The sequence below is a fragment of the Pseudomonas sp. P7548 genome (assembly GCF_013386585.1).
Lineage (GTDB): Bacteria > Pseudomonadota > Gammaproteobacteria > Pseudomonadales > Pseudomonadaceae > Aquipseudomonas.
Window position 1 is genome coordinate 58,625 of the sequence record NZ_JACARO010000001.1, and the last position, 16,317, is coordinate 74,941.

Sequence of the window (16,317 nt, forward strand, 5' to 3'; positions counted from 1 at the left end):
TGCGCGATGAAAGCCGGAAGGCGTGCGCGAACGCCACGGGATTGCTGGACGATGCTGTTTCAGGTGCGCAGGCAAGGGATGTTTGTTGCGTGGAAAGCCCGGCCGCCGCTGGACTAGTGTGAACACAAGCCCCATGTGGGGCGCTTGTGGAGAATGGAAAATGGAGCGACATCACAAAAGGACCTTCAGTGCGAAGCGGCGCAAACTGATTGCCGCCTACAAACTGCCCGGCGCACCGGGAGCCAGTGCTTCCATGGCGCTGGATACCGAGGACGATAGCAATGCAGCCGTGGTGAACAATGGGGTGATCTCGTTTGTCGAGGGCATGTCTGCCCTCAACCGCGAGTACATCCGCAAGAGCTACCTGCTTGCCAGCAGCTACGTCAGCGATGTGTTGAAGGTCCATCGCGGTACAGAGCATTGGTACGATGAATTTATCAAGGTGATGATCAGCCTGGGCTGGCTGCCGGTGCGAAGCCGCTTCGAGCGCGTCTCGAGTTCCGGCAAGGGCCTGACGGTGCAACTGGCGGCCCTGAACATGATTGCGGCGCTGCTGGCTTCGACCTCTCTGGCCGGGCCGCTGTTGGCAGCACTGCCCAAATTGGCGGCTGACGCGCTGGAAGCGCTGAAGCAGCAACCGGCCTCGTTCGAGTTGTTCAAGCGTAACAGCACGGTGCAGCAGGGCGGCGATTTCGGCCTGGCGTCGTGTGCCGAAACCGCAGGGGAAGTGACGATGGTGCTGGTGACGTACAGTTCCCACGGCGTGAGCAAACAGGTGGGCCTGCCCTTTTTGGAGTGGGACAGTTCCTCGTTCGAGGCCTTCAGCGGGCAGACCTGCCTGGTGCTGAATACCTCGGTGGTCAATGAAAAAACCCTCCGGCTGATGCGCGAGAGTGCGGGCGACAAGGTGCAGTTGGCAATCGCCCAATACCGGATCTAGGGCACCAGGTAGCCGCGAACCCCGGTAAAGATAATTTGCGCGGCCAGGGCGCAGACGAACAGGCCCATCAGCCGGCTGACGATCTGCAAGCCCTGGTCGCCAAGAATGCGTTCGATGCGGTTGGACAGGTACAGCACTACACCCACAGTGAAGCTGGCGAGCGCGATGCTGAGGATGGCGGTGATCTTGTCATCCCAGTGGGGCTGGCTCACGCCCATCACCAGCAGTGCACCGATGGTGCCGGGGCCGACAGTAAGGGGGATGGTCAGCGGTACGATGGTCACGTCTTGCTGCACGTTGTCGGTTTGTACCGCTGACTTGCCTTGGGCCATGCCCAGGGCCGAGATGAACAGCACGCTGCCGGCGCCGATGCGGAACGCGTCCACGGTGATCCCGAACACGCTGAAAATGACCCGGCCGAACAGGTAGAGCAACACGCTCGACACCAGGGTGGCCAACGCGACTTTCCAGGCCAGGCGCCGGCGCTCCTTGCTGGAGTAACCACGGGTGAGGCTGATAAAACAGGACAGCACGAAGAACGGGCTGTAGAGCACCAGCATTTTCAGGTAGACGCTGAATAACACGTGGAGCATGGGGGCGGCTCGTTGGGGATAAGTGTGGAGAGTCTATCAGGCGACACCGATCAAATGTGGGAGCGGGCTTGCTCGCGAATGCGGTGTGTCAGTCAATGCGTTTTTAACTGATCCACCGCATTCGCGAGCAAGCCCGCTCCCACATGGGGATTGTGTTTCAGGTTAAGAAGGGGCGTGTTCGGGGCGCTGCTGGCGCTGCGCGACCCAGAACTCCACCAACTCGCGCAGCTGCGACAGTTCCACCGGCTTGGCCATGTGCCCGTCCATCCCGGCCTGGCGTGCGCGTTCTTTGTGTTCCGAGAGGATGTGCGCCGTCAGAGCCACCACCGGGGTGCGGATACGCTGGTGGCTGACTTCCCAGGCGCGCAGCTGTTGGGTGGCCGAGAAGCCATCGAGGATCGGCATTTCACAGTCCATCAACACCAGGTCGTAACGCTGGGCCTTCATCGCCTCCAACGCTTCCTCGCCGTTGCTGGCGGTGTCCGGGTTGAGGTTGAGCTTGCCGAGCATGCCACGGATCACCTTGGTGGAAATGCTGTTGTCTTCGGCCACCAGGATGCGGAAATCGCTGGGCACGGTGACGGCTGCCGGTGCGCTGAGCACCGGGCGCACGGGCACGCTGCCTTTGCTGCGCTGGGTCAGTTCGTCGGCCAGGGTGGTCTTGAGGGTATAGCCGGCCACCGGTTTGGCGAGGATGCGCTTGATCCCGCAGTTGCGCGCGATGATCTTGCTCGGCGCGTTGCTGATGCCGGTGAGCATGATCAACAGGATGTCGTGGTTCAGGCTCGGGTCTTCCTTGATCTTCGCCGCCAGTTGCATGCCGGTCATGCCGGGCATGTTCTGGTCCAGCAACACCACGTCGAAGTAGTCGCGCAGGTGCGCCTTGGTGCGCAACAGCGCCAAGGCTTCCTTGCCCGAGGGGACGGCACTGACGTTGAGGCCCCAGGCAGAGCACTGCTGCACCAGCACCTTGCGGCAGGTGTCGTTGTCGTCCACCACCAGTACGCGCGCGCCCTTGAGCGGGCCGTCTAGGTCGGAAGTGGGGTGCTCCAGGCGTTCCGGGTCCAGCGGCAGGGTCAGCCACAGTGTGCTGCCCTGGTGGCTGCCGCTCTTGATGCCGAACTCGCCGTTCATCAACAGGATCAGCTGACGGGCGATCACCAGGCCCAGGTGACCGCTCAGGCGTGTGGCCGACAGGAAATTCTTGCTGTGCAGTTCACTGTGTAACAGCGCTTCGCGCTCGGCGGTTTCCATCGGCAGGCCGCTGTCCTGCACGGCGATGCGCAGGCGTGGCTTGGTGCTGCGTTCATCAAGGGCGACAACGATCAGCACTTCGCCTTCATCGGTTTTTTGCAGGGCGTTTTCCAGCAGGCTCAACAGCGCCTGGCGCAGGCGCGTCGGGTCGCCACTGATGACACGGGGCACCTGGGGCTGGATAAAGCTGATGAGTTCGACGTTCTGCTGCTCGGCCTTGGCGCGGAAGATGCTCAGGCAATCTTCGATCAGCGCGTTGAGGTCGAACTGCACGTCGTCCAATTCGATCTGCCCGGATTCCAGCTTGGAGATGTCGAGGATCTCGTTGATCAGGGTCAGCAGCTCGTTGCCGGCGCTGTGGATGGTCTGCACGTAGTCGCGCTGCTTCACCGACAGCGGCGTGCCCAGCAGCAGCTCGGTCATGCCCAGCACGCCGTTCATGGGCGTGCGGATCTCGTGGCTGATCTTCGCCAGGAATTCGGCTTTGGCGGCGATCTCGGCATTGCTCGCGGCCAGGTCACGGCTGAGGCTGAAGCGCGCCTCGACAATCGCGCGCTGGCGTTCGCCCAGGGCCAGGCTCATCAGCAGGCCACTGAGGCAGATGAAGCTGAGCAGGGTCACGATCAAGCCTTGCGGCGCGACAAGCGTAAGGCCGAGCAGCGCAGGCAGGATGATCAGCGTGCCGATGTTGAACACCACCATCGCCGCCACGAACAGCCGCGCCGGGCGGTAGCCTTTTTGCCAGTGATAGGCCGACACAAACAGCATGCTCAAGCCGGCCAGGGCGACCAGCGCATAGGTGATGATGTTCAGTGGCAGGGTGTTGACGAACAACAGCAGCAGGCCACACAGCACGATGAACAGGATGTCGGCCATCAACAGCTTGTTCAGCGGATGAGGGCCCAGGGGCATGAAGAAGCGGTAGGCGAACATCAACCCGCACGGTGCGGTGAGCAACAAGGCCAGGTAGGCGCCTGGGGTTTGCACGGCGTGCCAGTTCGGCAGCCATGGGCCTACCAGGTTGAGCAGCAGCGCCAGGCTGAGCATCAACAGCACTTCGCACGCCGCCAGCCACAGGCTGCTGCGCGAGCGGTGATAGGCGAAGCGTGTGAGGTTGTGCAGGATCAACATCAACAGGACGCCAAACAGCAGCCCGTAGATCAGCGTTTGGTTCTGGTCGGCAGCGGCCAGTACGGCGGGCTCCAGGGTGATGTAGGGCCGCAGTTCGTGCTCCGAGACCAGGCGCAGGTAGACCTCGAGGGGCCTTTGGCTCTGGGGCATCGGTAACATGAAGTCGCTGCTGGGCAGCGGGCGTTCCGCCTGGGGCTGGCGGGTGCCGGTGCTTTGCTGTTCCACCAGGGTGTCGCCGTCGAGCACGTAGAGGCTCAGGTGGGACAGGTCCGGGGCGAACACCCGCAGCACTTGCTCGTGCTTGCCAGGTTGCAGTTTGAAACGTACCCACAACGCGCCGTCCGGTTCCGCGGCGGTAATGCGGTCCAGTTCGATGGGGCTGAATTGGTTGGTGTAGCGGGCGGAACGGATGTCGCTCAGTTGCAGGTCGGCCTGTTCATCAAGCAATACTGCCCAACCACTGCCTTGTGCGGCGGCCTGGGCCGGGAACAAGCAGAGCAGTGTCAGCAGACTGACTGTGAAACCTATGGCGATCCTGAGCCAGCGCACGGCGAAATCCCTTCGTAGGTTGATGCACGGGTTAACTATGCGCGGGGCGACATGTGTACGGCAAGGGCCAGAGGCCCTTGCCTAACCGAACGGATAGCTACTCAAGTGTAGCTGTTCAGCTGTTCTCGCCACGTTCACGGGCAATGGCGCGGTAGCCGATGTCCTTGCGGTAGAAGCAGCCGTTCCAATCGATGGCTGCGGCCAGTTTGTACGCCTGTTGCTGCGCGGCGTCGACACTGGCGCCCATCGCGGTGGCGCACAACACGCGGCCACCGGCGGTCACCACTTGGCCATCCTTGAGCGCGGTGCCCGCATGGAACACCTTGCCTTCCAGCTTAGCAGCCGCGTCCAGGCCTTCAATTACATCGCCCTTGGCGTAGTCGGCCGGGTAACCGCCGGCGGCCAGCACGATGCCGACGCTCGGACGTGGGTCCCACTGCGCTTCGACCTTGTCCAGCGCCTGGGCGAGAGCGGCTTCCACCAGCAGCACCAGGCTCGATTGCAGGCGCAGCATTACCGGTTGGGTTTCCGGGTCGCCGAAGCGGCAGTTGAACTCGATGACTTTCGGGTTGCCAGCCTTGTCGATCATCAGGCCGGCGTACAGGAAACCGGTGTACACATTGCCTTCGTCGGCCATGCCGCGCACGGTTGGCCAGATCACCAGGTCCATCACGCGCTTGTGCACGTCGCTGGTCACGACTGGGGCAGGGGAGTAGGCACCCATGCCGCCGGTGTTCGGGCCGGTGTCGCCGTCGCCGACGCGTTTGTGGTCCTGGCTGGTGGCCATCGGCAGCACGTTCTTGCCGTCGACCATCACGATGAAGCTGGCTTCTTCGCCGTCGAGGAATTCCTCGATCACCACGCGCGAACCCGCATCGCCAAAGGCGTTGCCGGCGAGCATGTCGCGTACGGCGTCCTCGGCTTCCTGCAGGGTCATGGCGACGATCACGCCTTTACCGGCCGCCAGGCCGTCGGCCTTGATCACGATCGGCGCACCTTTTTCACGCAGGTAAGCCAGGGCCGGCTCGATCTCGGTGAAGTTCTGGTAGTCGGCAGTCGGGATCTTGTGACGCGCCAGGAAGTCCTTGGTGAACGCCTTGGAGCCTTCCAGTTGGGCAGCGCCTGCGGTCGGGCCGAAGCAGTCCAGGCCACGGCTGCGGAACAGGTCCACGACGCCGGCAACCAACGGGACTTCCGGACCAACGATGGTCAGGGAGACGTTTTTCTCGGCAAAGTCAGCCAGTTGTTCGAGGGCCAGGACGTCGATGGCGACGTTTTCGCACTTGGCTTCAATGGCGGTGCCGGCGTTGCCCGGGGCAACGAATACTTTCTGGACGCGTGGGTCCTGGGCAACTTTCCAGGCCAGGGCGTGTTCACGGCCACCGCTGCCAATGATCAAAACATTCATTTCAAAAACCTCAAATTCTGTAGGCGCTGCAGGAGCGCTTTTAAATGTGGGAGCGGGCTTGCTCGCGAATGCGGTGGGTCAGTGTTGAATGTGCCGACTGACACACCGCATTCGCGAGCAAGCCCGCTCCCACACAAGCCCGCTCTCACATCTCTATCGAGTTAGATCAGTGACGGAAGTGGCGCATGCCGGTGAAGACCATGGCGATGCCGGCTTCATCTGCAGCAGCAATCACTTCTGCGTCGCGCATCGAGCCGCCTGGCTGGATCACGGCGGTCACGCCGGCTTTTGCCGCATTGTCCAGGCCGTCGCGGAACGGGAAGAACGCATCGGAGGCCATGACCGAACCCACCACCTGCAAGCCGGCGTGCTCGGCTTTGATCGCGGCGATACGCGCCGAGTTCACGCGGCTCATCTGGCCCGCGCCGACACCGATGGTCTGGCGGTTCTTGGCGTAGACGATGGCATTGGATTTAACGTATTTGGCCACTTTCCAGGCGAAGATCAGGTCGTTGATCTCTTGCTCGGTCGGGGCGCGCTTGGTCACGACTTTCAGGTCTTGGCTGCCGATCATGCCGATGTCGCGGCTCTGTACCAGCAGGCCGCCGTTCACGCGTTTGTAGTCCCAGGCCGCAGCGCGGTCAGCCGACCACTCACCACAGGCCAGCAGGCGCACGTTGGCTTTGGCGGCCACAACGGCACGGGCCTCTTCGCTCACGCTTGGGGCGATGATCACTTCAACGAACTGACGGTCGACGATCGCTTTGGCGGTCTCGGCGTCCAGCTCACGGTTGAACGCGATGATGCCGCCGAAGGCCGATTCGGTGTCGGTGGCGTAGGCCAGTTCGTAGGCCTGGCGGATACCGCCTTCGGCGTCCGGGCTCACGGCCACGCCGCATGGGTTGGCGTGCTTGACGATCACGCAGGCTGGCTTGACGAAGCTCTTCACGCATTCCAGCGCGGCGTCGGTGTCGGCCACGTTGTTGTAGGACAGCTCTTTGCCTTGCAGTTGGGTCGCGGTGGCGATGCCCACTTCGGCGGGCTTGGCCTCAACGTAGAACGCCGCGCTCTGGTGCGGGTTCTCGCCGTAGCGCATTTCCTGGGCCTTGATGAACTGGCTGTTGAAGGTACGCGGGAACTGGCTGCGGCCTTCGGTCGACAGGGTTTCAGCGGCTTGGTTAACCGTGCCCATGTAGTTGGCGATCATGCCGTCGTAGGCCGCGGTGTGTTCGAACGCCTTGAGCATCAGGTCGAAACGCTGGGCGTAGGTCAGGCCGCCGGCTTTCAGGCTTTCCAGCACGTTGGCGTAGTCGCTGGCGTTGACCACGATGGCCACATCTTTGTGGTTCTTGGCTGCCGAGCGAACCATGGTCGGGCCGCCGATATCGATGTTCTCGATGGCCGTCGGCAGGTCGCAGCCTGGCTTGTTGATGGTGGCTTCGAATGGGTACAGGTTAACGGCCACCAGGTCGATCGGCTTGATGCCGTGCTCGGCCATGATGGCGTCGTCGGTGCCACGACGGCCAAGGATGCCGCCGTGGATTTTCGGGTGCAGGGTCTTGACCCGACCGTCCATCATTTCTGCGAAACCGGTGTAGTCCGCCACTTCTACTGCGGCCACGCCATTGTCCTGCAGCAGTTTGAAGGTCCCGCCTGTGGAGAGGATTTCCACGCCAAGGGCTTCCAGCTCCCGGGCAAATTCGAGGATGCCGGTCTTGTCGGAAACGCTGATCAAGGCGCGGCGGATCGGCAGGCGGGTAGTCTGGTCGGTCATTTCAATTTCCATCAAAAGCAAAGGAGTCAGCAAAAAAGGCGACCGTTTTTTACGCGGGCGCCTTTCTGGTTTGATTGAATGCTTACAGCAAATCGTATTGTTTGAGCTTTTTGCGCAAGGTGCCACGGTTGAGGCCCAGCAGCTCACTGGCTTTGGTCTGGTTGCCCTTGACGTAGTTCATCACGCTTTCGAGCAGCGGCGCCTCGACTTCGGAGAGCACCAGGTTGTACACGTCCGTGACGGAAGCGCCCTCAAGGTGGGCGAAATAATTGTGCAGCGCCTTCTCGACACTCCCGCGAAGGGTCTGGCCTTCTTCGCTCGGCGTGTTGAGGTGCTGTTTCAAATTGACGTTGTCGCTCACGGGTGTTGTTCCACTCACTAAAGTCTCGGTCATCATCGTCATGCGGCCACCCCCTCTCCGTCCCCTGTCCCCAGGCTCTTGTAACGTTCGCTGAAGAACTCACGAACGTTGGCGCACTGTGCTTCCGTATCATCCAAACGATTGAAGTGGGCGCGAAACTCCCTGGCGCCCGGCAGGGTTGCGAGATACCAGCCGACATGCTTGCGAGCAATGCGTACTCCCATCACGTCCCCATAGAAGGCGTGCAGGGCGGCCAGATGCTCTAGCAGAATACGTTCCACCTCGATCAGCCCCGGTGCCGGCAAGACGTCGCCGGTACGCAGAAAATGCTCGATCTCACGGAAAATCCACGGCCGCCCCTGGGCGGCCCGGCCTATCAACAAACCATCGGCACCGGTTGCGTCGAGTACGCGCCGGGCTTTTTCGGCTGAGTCGATATCGCCATTGGCAAAGACCGGCATCGACACCGCCTGCTTGATCGCGGCGATGGTGTCGTACTCGGCTTCACCGGTGTAAAGGTCGGCGCGGGTGCGGCCATGCACTGCCAGCGCTGTAATTCCTGCCTGTTCGGCGATCTTCGCCACCGTCAGGCCGTTCTTGTTGTCCCGGTCCCAGCCGGTACGGATCTTCAGGGTGACCGGTACATCGACTGCGGCGACAACGGCCTGCAGGATCTCGGCAACCAACTGCTCATCTTTCAACAGGGCGGAACCGGCGGCCTTGTTGCAGACCTTCTTGGCCGGGCAGCCCATGTTGATATCGATGATCTGTGCGCCCAGCTCCACGTTGGCCCGGGCCGCATCCGCCAGCATCTGTGCATCACCACCGGCGATCTGCACCGAGCGGGGCTCGGGATCACCTTCGTGGATCATGCGCATGCGCGATTTGCGGGTGTTCCACAGGCTCATGTCGCTGGTGACCATTTCCGAGACTACAAGACCTGCGCCCAAACGCTTGCACAGCTGACGAAAGGGCTGGTCGGTGACACCCGCCATCGGGGCGAGGATCAAGCCGTTTTGCAATGTGTATGGGCCGATGCGTACCGCCGACATAGGACTTCCCTGTTGTGGGGCCGGATCATTAGAGTTCGAAAAAGGGTTGGCATGATACCCGCTCTCGATGACTGGATAAAGGCTGAATTGGATAAAATCTGAACAGTTATTTCTTTATCGCCGTCGGTTTGGTCGAGCGCGGCAAAGTCAAGATGCCGCCGTCAAACCTTCGTGCATGAACCGGTTCACTCGGGCGAGTGGAAGCTCAGGCTGTAATTCACGGCTTTGTTGCCTGGATCCAGGATATCGAGGGAGATGTGGATCGGTGTCTGCGATGGCATTTCGCTCACGCCGGCCAGTTCACCGTTGAGGTATTCGGCAGGCTTGAAGCGACGACTGGCAATCAGGTTGCCGTTCAGGTCGGCAAAGCGCAGCTCCAGCAGCGGGAACGGCTGGGAGAACGTGGCGCGGTTATAGATGATGGCGTCCACTACCAGCGCCCCGGCAAAGTCGGGGTGGCTGCGCACCACCAGGTTGCTGCTCTTGATATGGGCAATGTCCACCCGTGACGGCACCGTACAGCCCACTTTCGGGCACAGTTCCTGGAACCACGGGCGATAGGCGTCCTGGCGAGCCAGGTCGTCGAATTGATAGGCAATGTACTGGCCAGCGAGGCCGCCAGCAGCGATCAGCACCAGCAGCAGCCAGATCAGGCGGCGGCCCCAGCCCGACGGGCGTTTTTGCGCGTACAGGTGCAGGGGGTCGTCTTCGAGGTCCTGCAGCACATCGTCGTGAGCACTGGCGGGGCTGCGTGCCCGCTGCTTGCGACGGGGCTGGGGGTGCTCTTCGGGATCGGCGTCGTCCTCGTCGTGGGCGATGGGGCTGAAGGGCGGGTCGATGTCTTCGTCATCCACGGTTGAGCGCAGGGTAGGCTCATCGTCGAGGTCATCGATGTGCAGCGACATGGACGGTTCGGTGCGCTGCTTGGCCGCAGGTGCCTTGGCCGGTTCAGGTTCGAGCGCGGGGGGGGCGGCGCGCTCTTCGGGCGGTTCGCTGAACAGGCTGGCAGCCCATTTCTCTTCTTCGGCCTTGACCGAGTCGCGGCTGGCGCTGAGGGGTTCTTCCTTTTGCCGACGATCGGCGCCCGGCTGACGCCGGTCTGCGCCAACGGGCAGGGTGTGCTGAATCTCGCGGCGTTCCAGCTTGGCCAGTTCTTCGTCCAGGTCCAGGTTGTCCAGGTCCAGCTCTTCGGCCGTCCACTGCTTCTGGCTGATGGCTCGCGGTGCCTGCGGGGCAGGCTCAGGCGCGATCTCGGGAACAGGTGCGGCGTCAACCGGCTTTGGTGTTTCCGGGGTCGATGTGCCGGCGCGCTGTTCCAGCAACTGGCGAACCGCGTTGAACACTTGCAGGCACGAGCCGCAGCGCACCACGCCACGGGCCACGCTCAACTGGGCGTGGCTGACGCGAAAGCGGGTCTGGCAATGCGGGCACTGGGTGACGAAACTGTCGGTCATGCGGCCATCCGATTCAGGCAAGCGCTCATTCTAGCGCCGACGACCGCTGATGCGTACCCAGCCATCACGGTTGGCGATCGGGTCCAGCTCGAAATCCTTGGCGTAGGCCGCGGCGACGTCTTCGCCTTGCTCGGCAAGGATGCCTGACAGTGCCAGGCGCCCGCCCGGCTTGACCAGGCTCGACAGTTGCGGGGCCAGGGACACCAGCGGGCCGGCGAGGATGTTGGCCACCAGCACGTCGGCCTGCACCTGCGGCAATTGCTCCGGCAGGTACAGCGGGAATTTGCCTTCAGGGATGTGGTTGCGCCCGGCGTTATCGCGGGAGGCTTCCAGGGCCTGCACGTCGATGTCGGTGCCGACCGCCTCTTTGGCGCCCAGCAACAACGCGGCAATCGCGAGAATCCCCGAACCGCAGCCGAAGTCCAGCACGTGGCTGTCGGTCAGGTCCTGGCCGTCCAGCCACTCCAGGCACAATGCGGTGGTGGGGTGAGTGCCGGTGCCGAACGCCAGGCCCGGGTCCAGCAGCAGGTTGACGGCATCCGGTTCCGGCGCAGCGTGCCAGCTCGGTACGATCCACAGGCGCTGGCCGAAACGCATGGGCTGGAAGTTGTCCATCCAGCTGCGTTCCCAATCCTGGTCTTCGATGACTTCGCTGTGATGCTCGGGCAATGGGCCGCCGGTCAGCAGTTCCATATGGGCCAGAACGCTGGCGGCATCGGTGCCGTCCTCGAACAGGGCCAGCAAATGGGTGTGGGACCACAGCGGGGTGGTGTTGAGTTCCGGCTCGAAGATCGGCTGGTCTTCGGCGTCCATGAAGGTTACCGATACAGCGCCGACTTCGAGGAAAGCGTCTTCATAGGTTTCGGCTTGTTCTGGGCTGATGGCGAGACGGACTTGCAGCCAAGGCATGGCGGGCACCTTTGAAAAAATTGAATGTGCAGCGCAGTGGGGCTGCGAAAGGGCGCAAGTTTACGCGAGAGCATGATGCTGTGGCGAGCAAGGCTTTTGTAGTGAGCGGGCTTGTCGAAACGTCGCACCGCCCGCGCTGGGTGGCGAAGCCGCCCCAAAACCGGCCAACGCGGTTCAACTGGATCAATGCGTTGCCTGGATTGGGGCGGCTTCGCCACCCAGCGCGGGGCAAGCCCGCTCACTACAGGTGAAACAACAAAGCCGCCCGGAGGCGGCTTTGTTGTTTCAGAGCACTTACTGGTTAGCCAGTTTGTGTTCCAGGTAGTGAATGTTCACACCACCTTCGCAGAAGCCTTCATCGCGGACCAGGTCCCGGTGCAGCGGGATGTTGGTCTTGATGCCGTCGACCACGATTTCGTCCAGGGCGTTACGCATACGGGCCATGGCCTCGTCGCGGGTGGCGCCCCAGGTGATCAGCTTGCCGATCAGCGAGTCGTAGTTGGACGGAACCTTGTAGCCGCTGTACAGGTGAGAGTCCACACGTACGCCGTTGCCGCCGGGCGCGTGGAAGTGCTTGACCAGGCCAGGGCTTGGGATAAAGGTTTTCGGGTCTTCGGCGTTGATCCGGCACTCCAGGGAGTGGCCGTGGATCTTCACGTCGTCCTGGGTGAAGGACAGCGGGTTGCCAGCGGCAATGCTCAGCATCTCCTTGACGATGTCGATACCCGTGACCATCTCCGAAACCGGGTGCTCTACCTGCACGCGAGTGTTCATCTCGATGAAGTAGAAGCGGCCGTTCTCGTAGAGGAACTCAAAGGTACCGGCGCCGCGGTAGTTGATGTCGATGCACGCCTTGACGCAGCGAGCCAACACTTCTTCGCGGGCTTTTTCGTCCAAACCTGGTGCCGGGGCTTCCTCCAGTACCTTCTGGTGGCGACGTTGCAGCGAGCAATCGCGGTCACCCAGGTGAATGGCGTGGCCCTGGCCGTCGGACAGTACCTGCACTTCCACGTGACGTGGGTTGGTCAGGTATTTTTCCAGGTAGACCATCGGGTTGTTGAACCAGGCGCCTGCTTCAGAGCGGGTCTGCTTGGCGGCTTCGATCAGGTCTTCTTCCTTGTGCACCACGCGCATGCCGCGACCACCACCGCCACCGGCGGCCTTGATGATCACCGGGTAACCCACTTCGCGACCAATGCGCAGAGCGGTTTCCTCGTCTTCAGGCAGTGGGCCGTCGGAACCAGGAACGGTTGGCACGCCGGCCGCGATCATGGCTTCCTTGGCGGAGACCTTGTCGCCCATCAGGCGAATGGTCTCGGCTTTGGGGCCGATGAACGTGAAGCCGGATTTTTCCACCTGGTCGACGAAGTCGGCGTTTTCCGCGAGGAAACCGTAGCCTGGGTGGATAGCGGTAGCGCCGGTCACTTCTGCTGCGGCGATGATGCTTGGGACTTTCAGGTACGAGTTCGTGGCCAGTGGCGGGCCGATGCAGATGCTTTCGTCCGCCAGTTTCACGTGCATCAGTTCCGAGTCGGCCGTCGAGTAAACAGCGACGGTCTTGATGCCTTGTTCCTTACAGGCGCGCAGGATTCGCAGGGCGATCTCACCGCGGTTGGCGATCAGGACTTTTTCCAGTTTCTTCGCAGGTTTCAACATCGAAGGCACTCCGCGGTTCAAACGATGGTGAACAGCGGCTGGTCGTACTCAACCGGCTGACCGTTTTCTACCAGGATGGATTCGATGACGCCGGCTTTTTCAGCAGTGATGTGGTTCATCATCTTCATCGCTTCAACGATGCAGATGGTGTCGCCCACTTTCACGGTTGCGCCGACTTCAACGAAGGCTGGCGAGGTCGGGGCCGGGGTGCGGTAGAAGGTACCGACCATTGGCGACTTGACCACGAAACCGTTCAGCGCAGGCGCGGCCGGGGCGGCAGGTGCAGCGGCGGCAGCAGGCGCGGCGGCCGGAGCAGCAGCGGCTGGCGCCGGTGCTTGCATTTGCGGTGCGTAGAACTGTTGAGCCGGGGTCTTGCTGTGACGGCTGATCCGTACGGACTCTTCGCCTTCCTTGATTTCCAGCTCGTCGATACCGGATTCTTCCAGCAGTTCGATCAGTTTCTTAACTTTACGGATATCCATGAATCATCAACTCCCAAGGGTCGGTCAGGGGCGCTTGGCCGGTTGTTCAAGTTGTTCCAGGGCGGCCTCCAGGGCCAGTCGGTAACCGCTGGCGCCAAGGCCGCAGATCACACCTACCGCAACGTCGGAGAAGTAGGAGTGATGGCGGAAAGCTTCGCGTTTGTGCACGTTCGACAAATGCACTTCGATGAATGGGATGCTCACCGCCAGCAGCGCGTCACGTAATGCAACACTTGTATGCGTAAAAGCGGCGGGATTGATCAGGATAAAGTCCACGCCTTCGCCACGCGCAGCATGGATGCGATCAATCAATTCGTACTCGGCATTGCTTTGCAGGTAGAGCAGATGGTGGCCGGCTTCACGGGCCCTGCGTTCCAGATCGAGGTTGATCTGTTCCAGGGTGACTGCCCCGTAGACGCCCGGTTCACGGGTGCCGAGCAGGTTCAGGTTGGGTCCGTGTAGAACCAGAAAGGTCGCCATCGGCTGTTCCTTGTTATTGATGTGGGTACGGCAGAACCCGGCGACTATGCCGCAAAGCCTTTGTGACTGTCCAGTTCTATGCAGTAGGCAGCACGATTAGCGAGGATAGCGCGAAATTTGTGACTGTGGCCTCGTATCCGGTCATTGGAAACACGGTGGTGAGGTAGACGCAGATCAATGTGGGAGCTGGCTTGCCTGCGATAGCGGTCTGTCAGCGCCGGATAGGTTGCCTGACCCACCGCTATCGCAGGCAAGCCAGCTCCCACAGGTTGATCTCTATTTGATTCGGGATCGCGTCACACGCGAAAGGCTTTCACCGCCGTGTTGAGATGCCCACCCAACACCAGCAAATGCTCACCCTGGCTACGCCCTTGCCCGATACGCAGCAGGTTGTCCTCACCCAACTGGTGAATGCGCTCACTGTTGTCACGGATCTCGCTGACGGCACCACTCTGCTGCGCGGTCACATCGGCGATGCGCACGGCGGTTTCAGAGATGGTCTGGATCGCGCCGACGATTTCATCCAGCGCGCCGTCGGCCGCCTGGGCCTGCTGGGCCGTGGCTTCGGCGTGTTCAACCTGGGCGCGCATGCCTTCCACCGATTGGTGGGCGGCGCTTTGCAGGCCGGCGATCAGGGTCTGGATTTCGGCGGTGGCGCCAGCGGTACGCTGGGCCAGGGAACGCACTTCGTCGGCCACCACGGCGAAACCACGGCCGGCCTCACCGGCGCGTGCGGCTTCGATGGCGGCGTTGAGGGCCAGCAGGTTGGTCTGGTCGGCAATCGAGCGGATCACCGTCAGCACACCGCCGATGGTGGCGGATTCTTCAGCCAGTTTCTCGATCATCTGCGCATTTTGCTGCACTTCACCCACCAGGGCATGCAACCCGGTCAGGCTCAGGCCGATGACGCGCTGGCCTTGTTCCACCGCCTGGCCGGCGCTGCGGCTGGCATCGGCTGCCTGGCTGGCATCCCCGGCCACCTGTTGGATGGTCGCTTCCAGTTCCCCTAGGGAATCACGGATCTGTGCTGTGTCCCCGGCCTGGCGTTCGGCACCGTCATGCAGGCCGCTGCTCAGTTCGGCCAGTGCGTGGCTGCTGCCGGCGACTTCTTCGGCATTGCCGCGAATGGTGCCCACCAGGTCCACCAGGTAGGCACGCAAGCGGTTAAGCGACGCTTCGATATCGTGCAGTTCGCGATTGGTCTTGCCCAGGGCGATTGGCTGGCTGAAGTCGCCTTCGGCCCAGGTCGACAGGGCTGGGGCCAGGTTAGTCAGCACGCGGGCCAGGCGGCGTTGCAGGGTGTCGATCAACAGTGCGATCAGCAGGATCAGGCCGATCATCACACCCTGCATCAGGCGCACTTCGCCCTGGATCTTGCCGTGTTGGGCACGCACCACGGGCTCCAGGCCGGCAATGGCTTCCTGCACGGCCTTGATTTTCAGGTGCGTGGCGGTGGCCAGGTCAGCCCGTTGCTGGATCTGGTCGCGGGTGCGCTTGAGTTCGGCGGGGTAGCGGGTCAACAGGCTGTTGAGTTCACGCTTGAGGTCGACGCCGGTGTCTTGGGCGACGGTTTTTTCGCTGTTTTCCAGGCCCATCATGGCCGAGAAATCATCGCTGCTTGATTCGGCGGCGGCGGTCACCCCCAGCAGCGGTAGCTGCGCCAGCAGGTCGGCCTGGGCACGGATGCTGGTGATCTCGCGTTCCACGTCATCGGCCAGTTCGGCACGCCCGCTGCTCACCAGCTTGTCGCGGGCCAGGGACAACTTGCCCACATGCTGGGAGGCCGCCAACAGCGGCGGCAGATAGCGCGCCGCTTCAGGTGTATTCACGCCGATGGCGTACTGGCTCAGTTGCTCCAGGTTCGCCCCCAGTTCACGTTCGGCCTGCAACAACAAGGCTTGCGGGTCGCCCGCCAGCTTGCCGGCGGCCAGCAGGTCGGTTTTGCTGAAGCCATCGAGGTCCACCAGGCTAGGGCGCAGGCTTTGCGCCAGGTCGGCCGGCAAATCGTCCAGGTGCTGCAACAGGTTTTCCAGGCTTTGACTGGCACTGCTCAAGCGCAGGGCGTCACCGCTGGCCAGGTAGTCGTCGATGTTGCGCGCGGCGTGATTCTGAAAATTCTGGGACAGGCCCAGGTAGCGTTCCATCAGCAGGTACGGCCGCTCCAGCGCCCGTTGCGACCACCAGAGTGTCGCCCCAAGTGCCAGGCACACGGCCACTAGAAGGAGGGTATTGAGATTGGTCAGCAGCTTCAGGCGCATGCGTGGTTTCAACCGA

13 protein-coding genes are annotated in these 16,317 nt (G+C 62.1%); 1 reads left to right on the top strand and 12 read right to left on the bottom strand.

The window, feature by feature from the left end; translation table 11 throughout:
• Nucleotides 1-160 precede the first annotated feature (160 nt).
• On the top strand, nt 161-940 hold the full coding sequence (locus tag HX803_RS00255; RefSeq protein ID WP_178918438.1) for a hypothetical protein: 780 nt from the start codon (nt 161-163) through the stop codon (nt 938-940).
• On the opposite strand, the gene HX803_RS00260 is transcribed toward HX803_RS00255, so the two are convergent.
• The 12 genes from HX803_RS00260 to HX803_RS00315 all read right to left on the bottom strand — a co-directional run bounded on the left by HX803_RS00260 (nt 937) and on the right by HX803_RS00315 (nt 16,301).
• Nucleotides 937-1,533: a MarC family protein gene (locus tag HX803_RS00260; RefSeq protein WP_032890615.1), complete on the bottom strand. Its 597-nt coding sequence runs from the start codon at nt 1,531-1,533 to the stop codon at nt 937-939. The two genes, HX803_RS00255 and HX803_RS00260, sit on opposite strands and share 4 nt — an antisense overlap.
• Before the next feature lie 162 nt (nt 1,534-1,695).
• Nucleotides 1,696-4,467 (bottom strand): hybrid sensor histidine kinase/response regulator, encoded by a 2,772-nt coding sequence (locus HX803_RS00265; protein WP_178918439.1) that lies wholly within the window; start codon nt 4,465-4,467, stop codon nt 1,696-1,698.
• A 115-nt stretch (nt 4,468-4,582) separates the two neighbouring features.
• Nucleotides 4,583-5,875: a phosphoribosylamine--glycine ligase gene (gene purD, locus HX803_RS00270; RefSeq protein ID WP_178918440.1), complete on the bottom strand. Its 1,293-nt coding sequence runs from the start codon at nt 5,873-5,875 to the stop codon at nt 4,583-4,585.
• A gap of 166 nt (nt 5,876-6,041) precedes the next feature.
• Nucleotides 6,042-7,649, bottom strand: coding sequence for a bifunctional phosphoribosylaminoimidazolecarboxamide formyltransferase/IMP cyclohydrolase (purH, locus tag HX803_RS00275; RefSeq protein WP_178918441.1), 1,608 nt, complete (start codon nt 7,647-7,649; stop codon nt 6,042-6,044).
• A gap of 82 nt (nt 7,650-7,731) precedes the next feature.
• The gene (gene fis / locus HX803_RS00280) at nt 7,732-8,052 is read right to left on the bottom strand and encodes a DNA-binding transcriptional regulator Fis (RefSeq protein ID WP_002555375.1); all 321 of its coding nucleotides are present in this window, start codon (nt 8,050-8,052) and stop codon (nt 7,732-7,734) included.
• The gene (gene dusB / locus HX803_RS00285) at nt 8,049-9,062 is read right to left on the bottom strand and encodes a tRNA dihydrouridine synthase DusB (protein WP_178918442.1); all 1,014 of its coding nucleotides are present in this window, start codon (nt 9,060-9,062) and stop codon (nt 8,049-8,051) included. The genes fis and dusB overlap by 4 nt, the downstream gene beginning before the upstream one ends.
• A gap of 185 nt (nt 9,063-9,247) precedes the next feature.
• Nucleotides 9,248-10,516: a DUF3426 domain-containing protein gene (locus HX803_RS00290; RefSeq protein WP_178918443.1), complete on the bottom strand. Its 1,269-nt coding sequence runs from the start codon at nt 10,514-10,516 to the stop codon at nt 9,248-9,250.
• A 30-nt stretch (nt 10,517-10,546) separates the two neighbouring features.
• On the bottom strand, nt 10,547-11,425 hold the full coding sequence (prmA, locus tag HX803_RS00295; protein ID WP_178918444.1) for a 50S ribosomal protein L11 methyltransferase: 879 nt from the start codon (nt 11,423-11,425) through the stop codon (nt 10,547-10,549).
• 294 nt (nt 11,426-11,719) lie between these two features.
• Complete coding sequence (gene accC / locus HX803_RS00300; protein WP_178918445.1) at nt 11,720-13,081, bottom strand: acetyl-CoA carboxylase biotin carboxylase subunit; 1,362 nt, start codon at nt 13,079-13,081, stop codon at nt 11,720-11,722.
• 17 nt (nt 13,082-13,098) lie between these two features.
• On the bottom strand, nt 13,099-13,563 hold the full coding sequence (accB, locus tag HX803_RS00305) for an acetyl-CoA carboxylase biotin carboxyl carrier protein (RefSeq protein WP_010213489.1): 465 nt from the start codon (nt 13,561-13,563) through the stop codon (nt 13,099-13,101).
• A gap of 24 nt (nt 13,564-13,587) precedes the next feature.
• Nucleotides 13,588-14,043 (bottom strand): type II 3-dehydroquinate dehydratase, encoded by a 456-nt coding sequence (gene aroQ / locus HX803_RS00310; RefSeq protein ID WP_056860456.1) that lies wholly within the window; start codon nt 14,041-14,043, stop codon nt 13,588-13,590.
• 296 nt (nt 14,044-14,339) lie between these two features.
• Nucleotides 14,340-16,301: a methyl-accepting chemotaxis protein gene (locus HX803_RS00315; RefSeq protein ID WP_178918446.1), complete on the bottom strand. Its 1,962-nt coding sequence runs from the start codon at nt 16,299-16,301 to the stop codon at nt 14,340-14,342.
• Between the last annotated feature and the right edge of the window lie 16 nt (nt 16,302-16,317).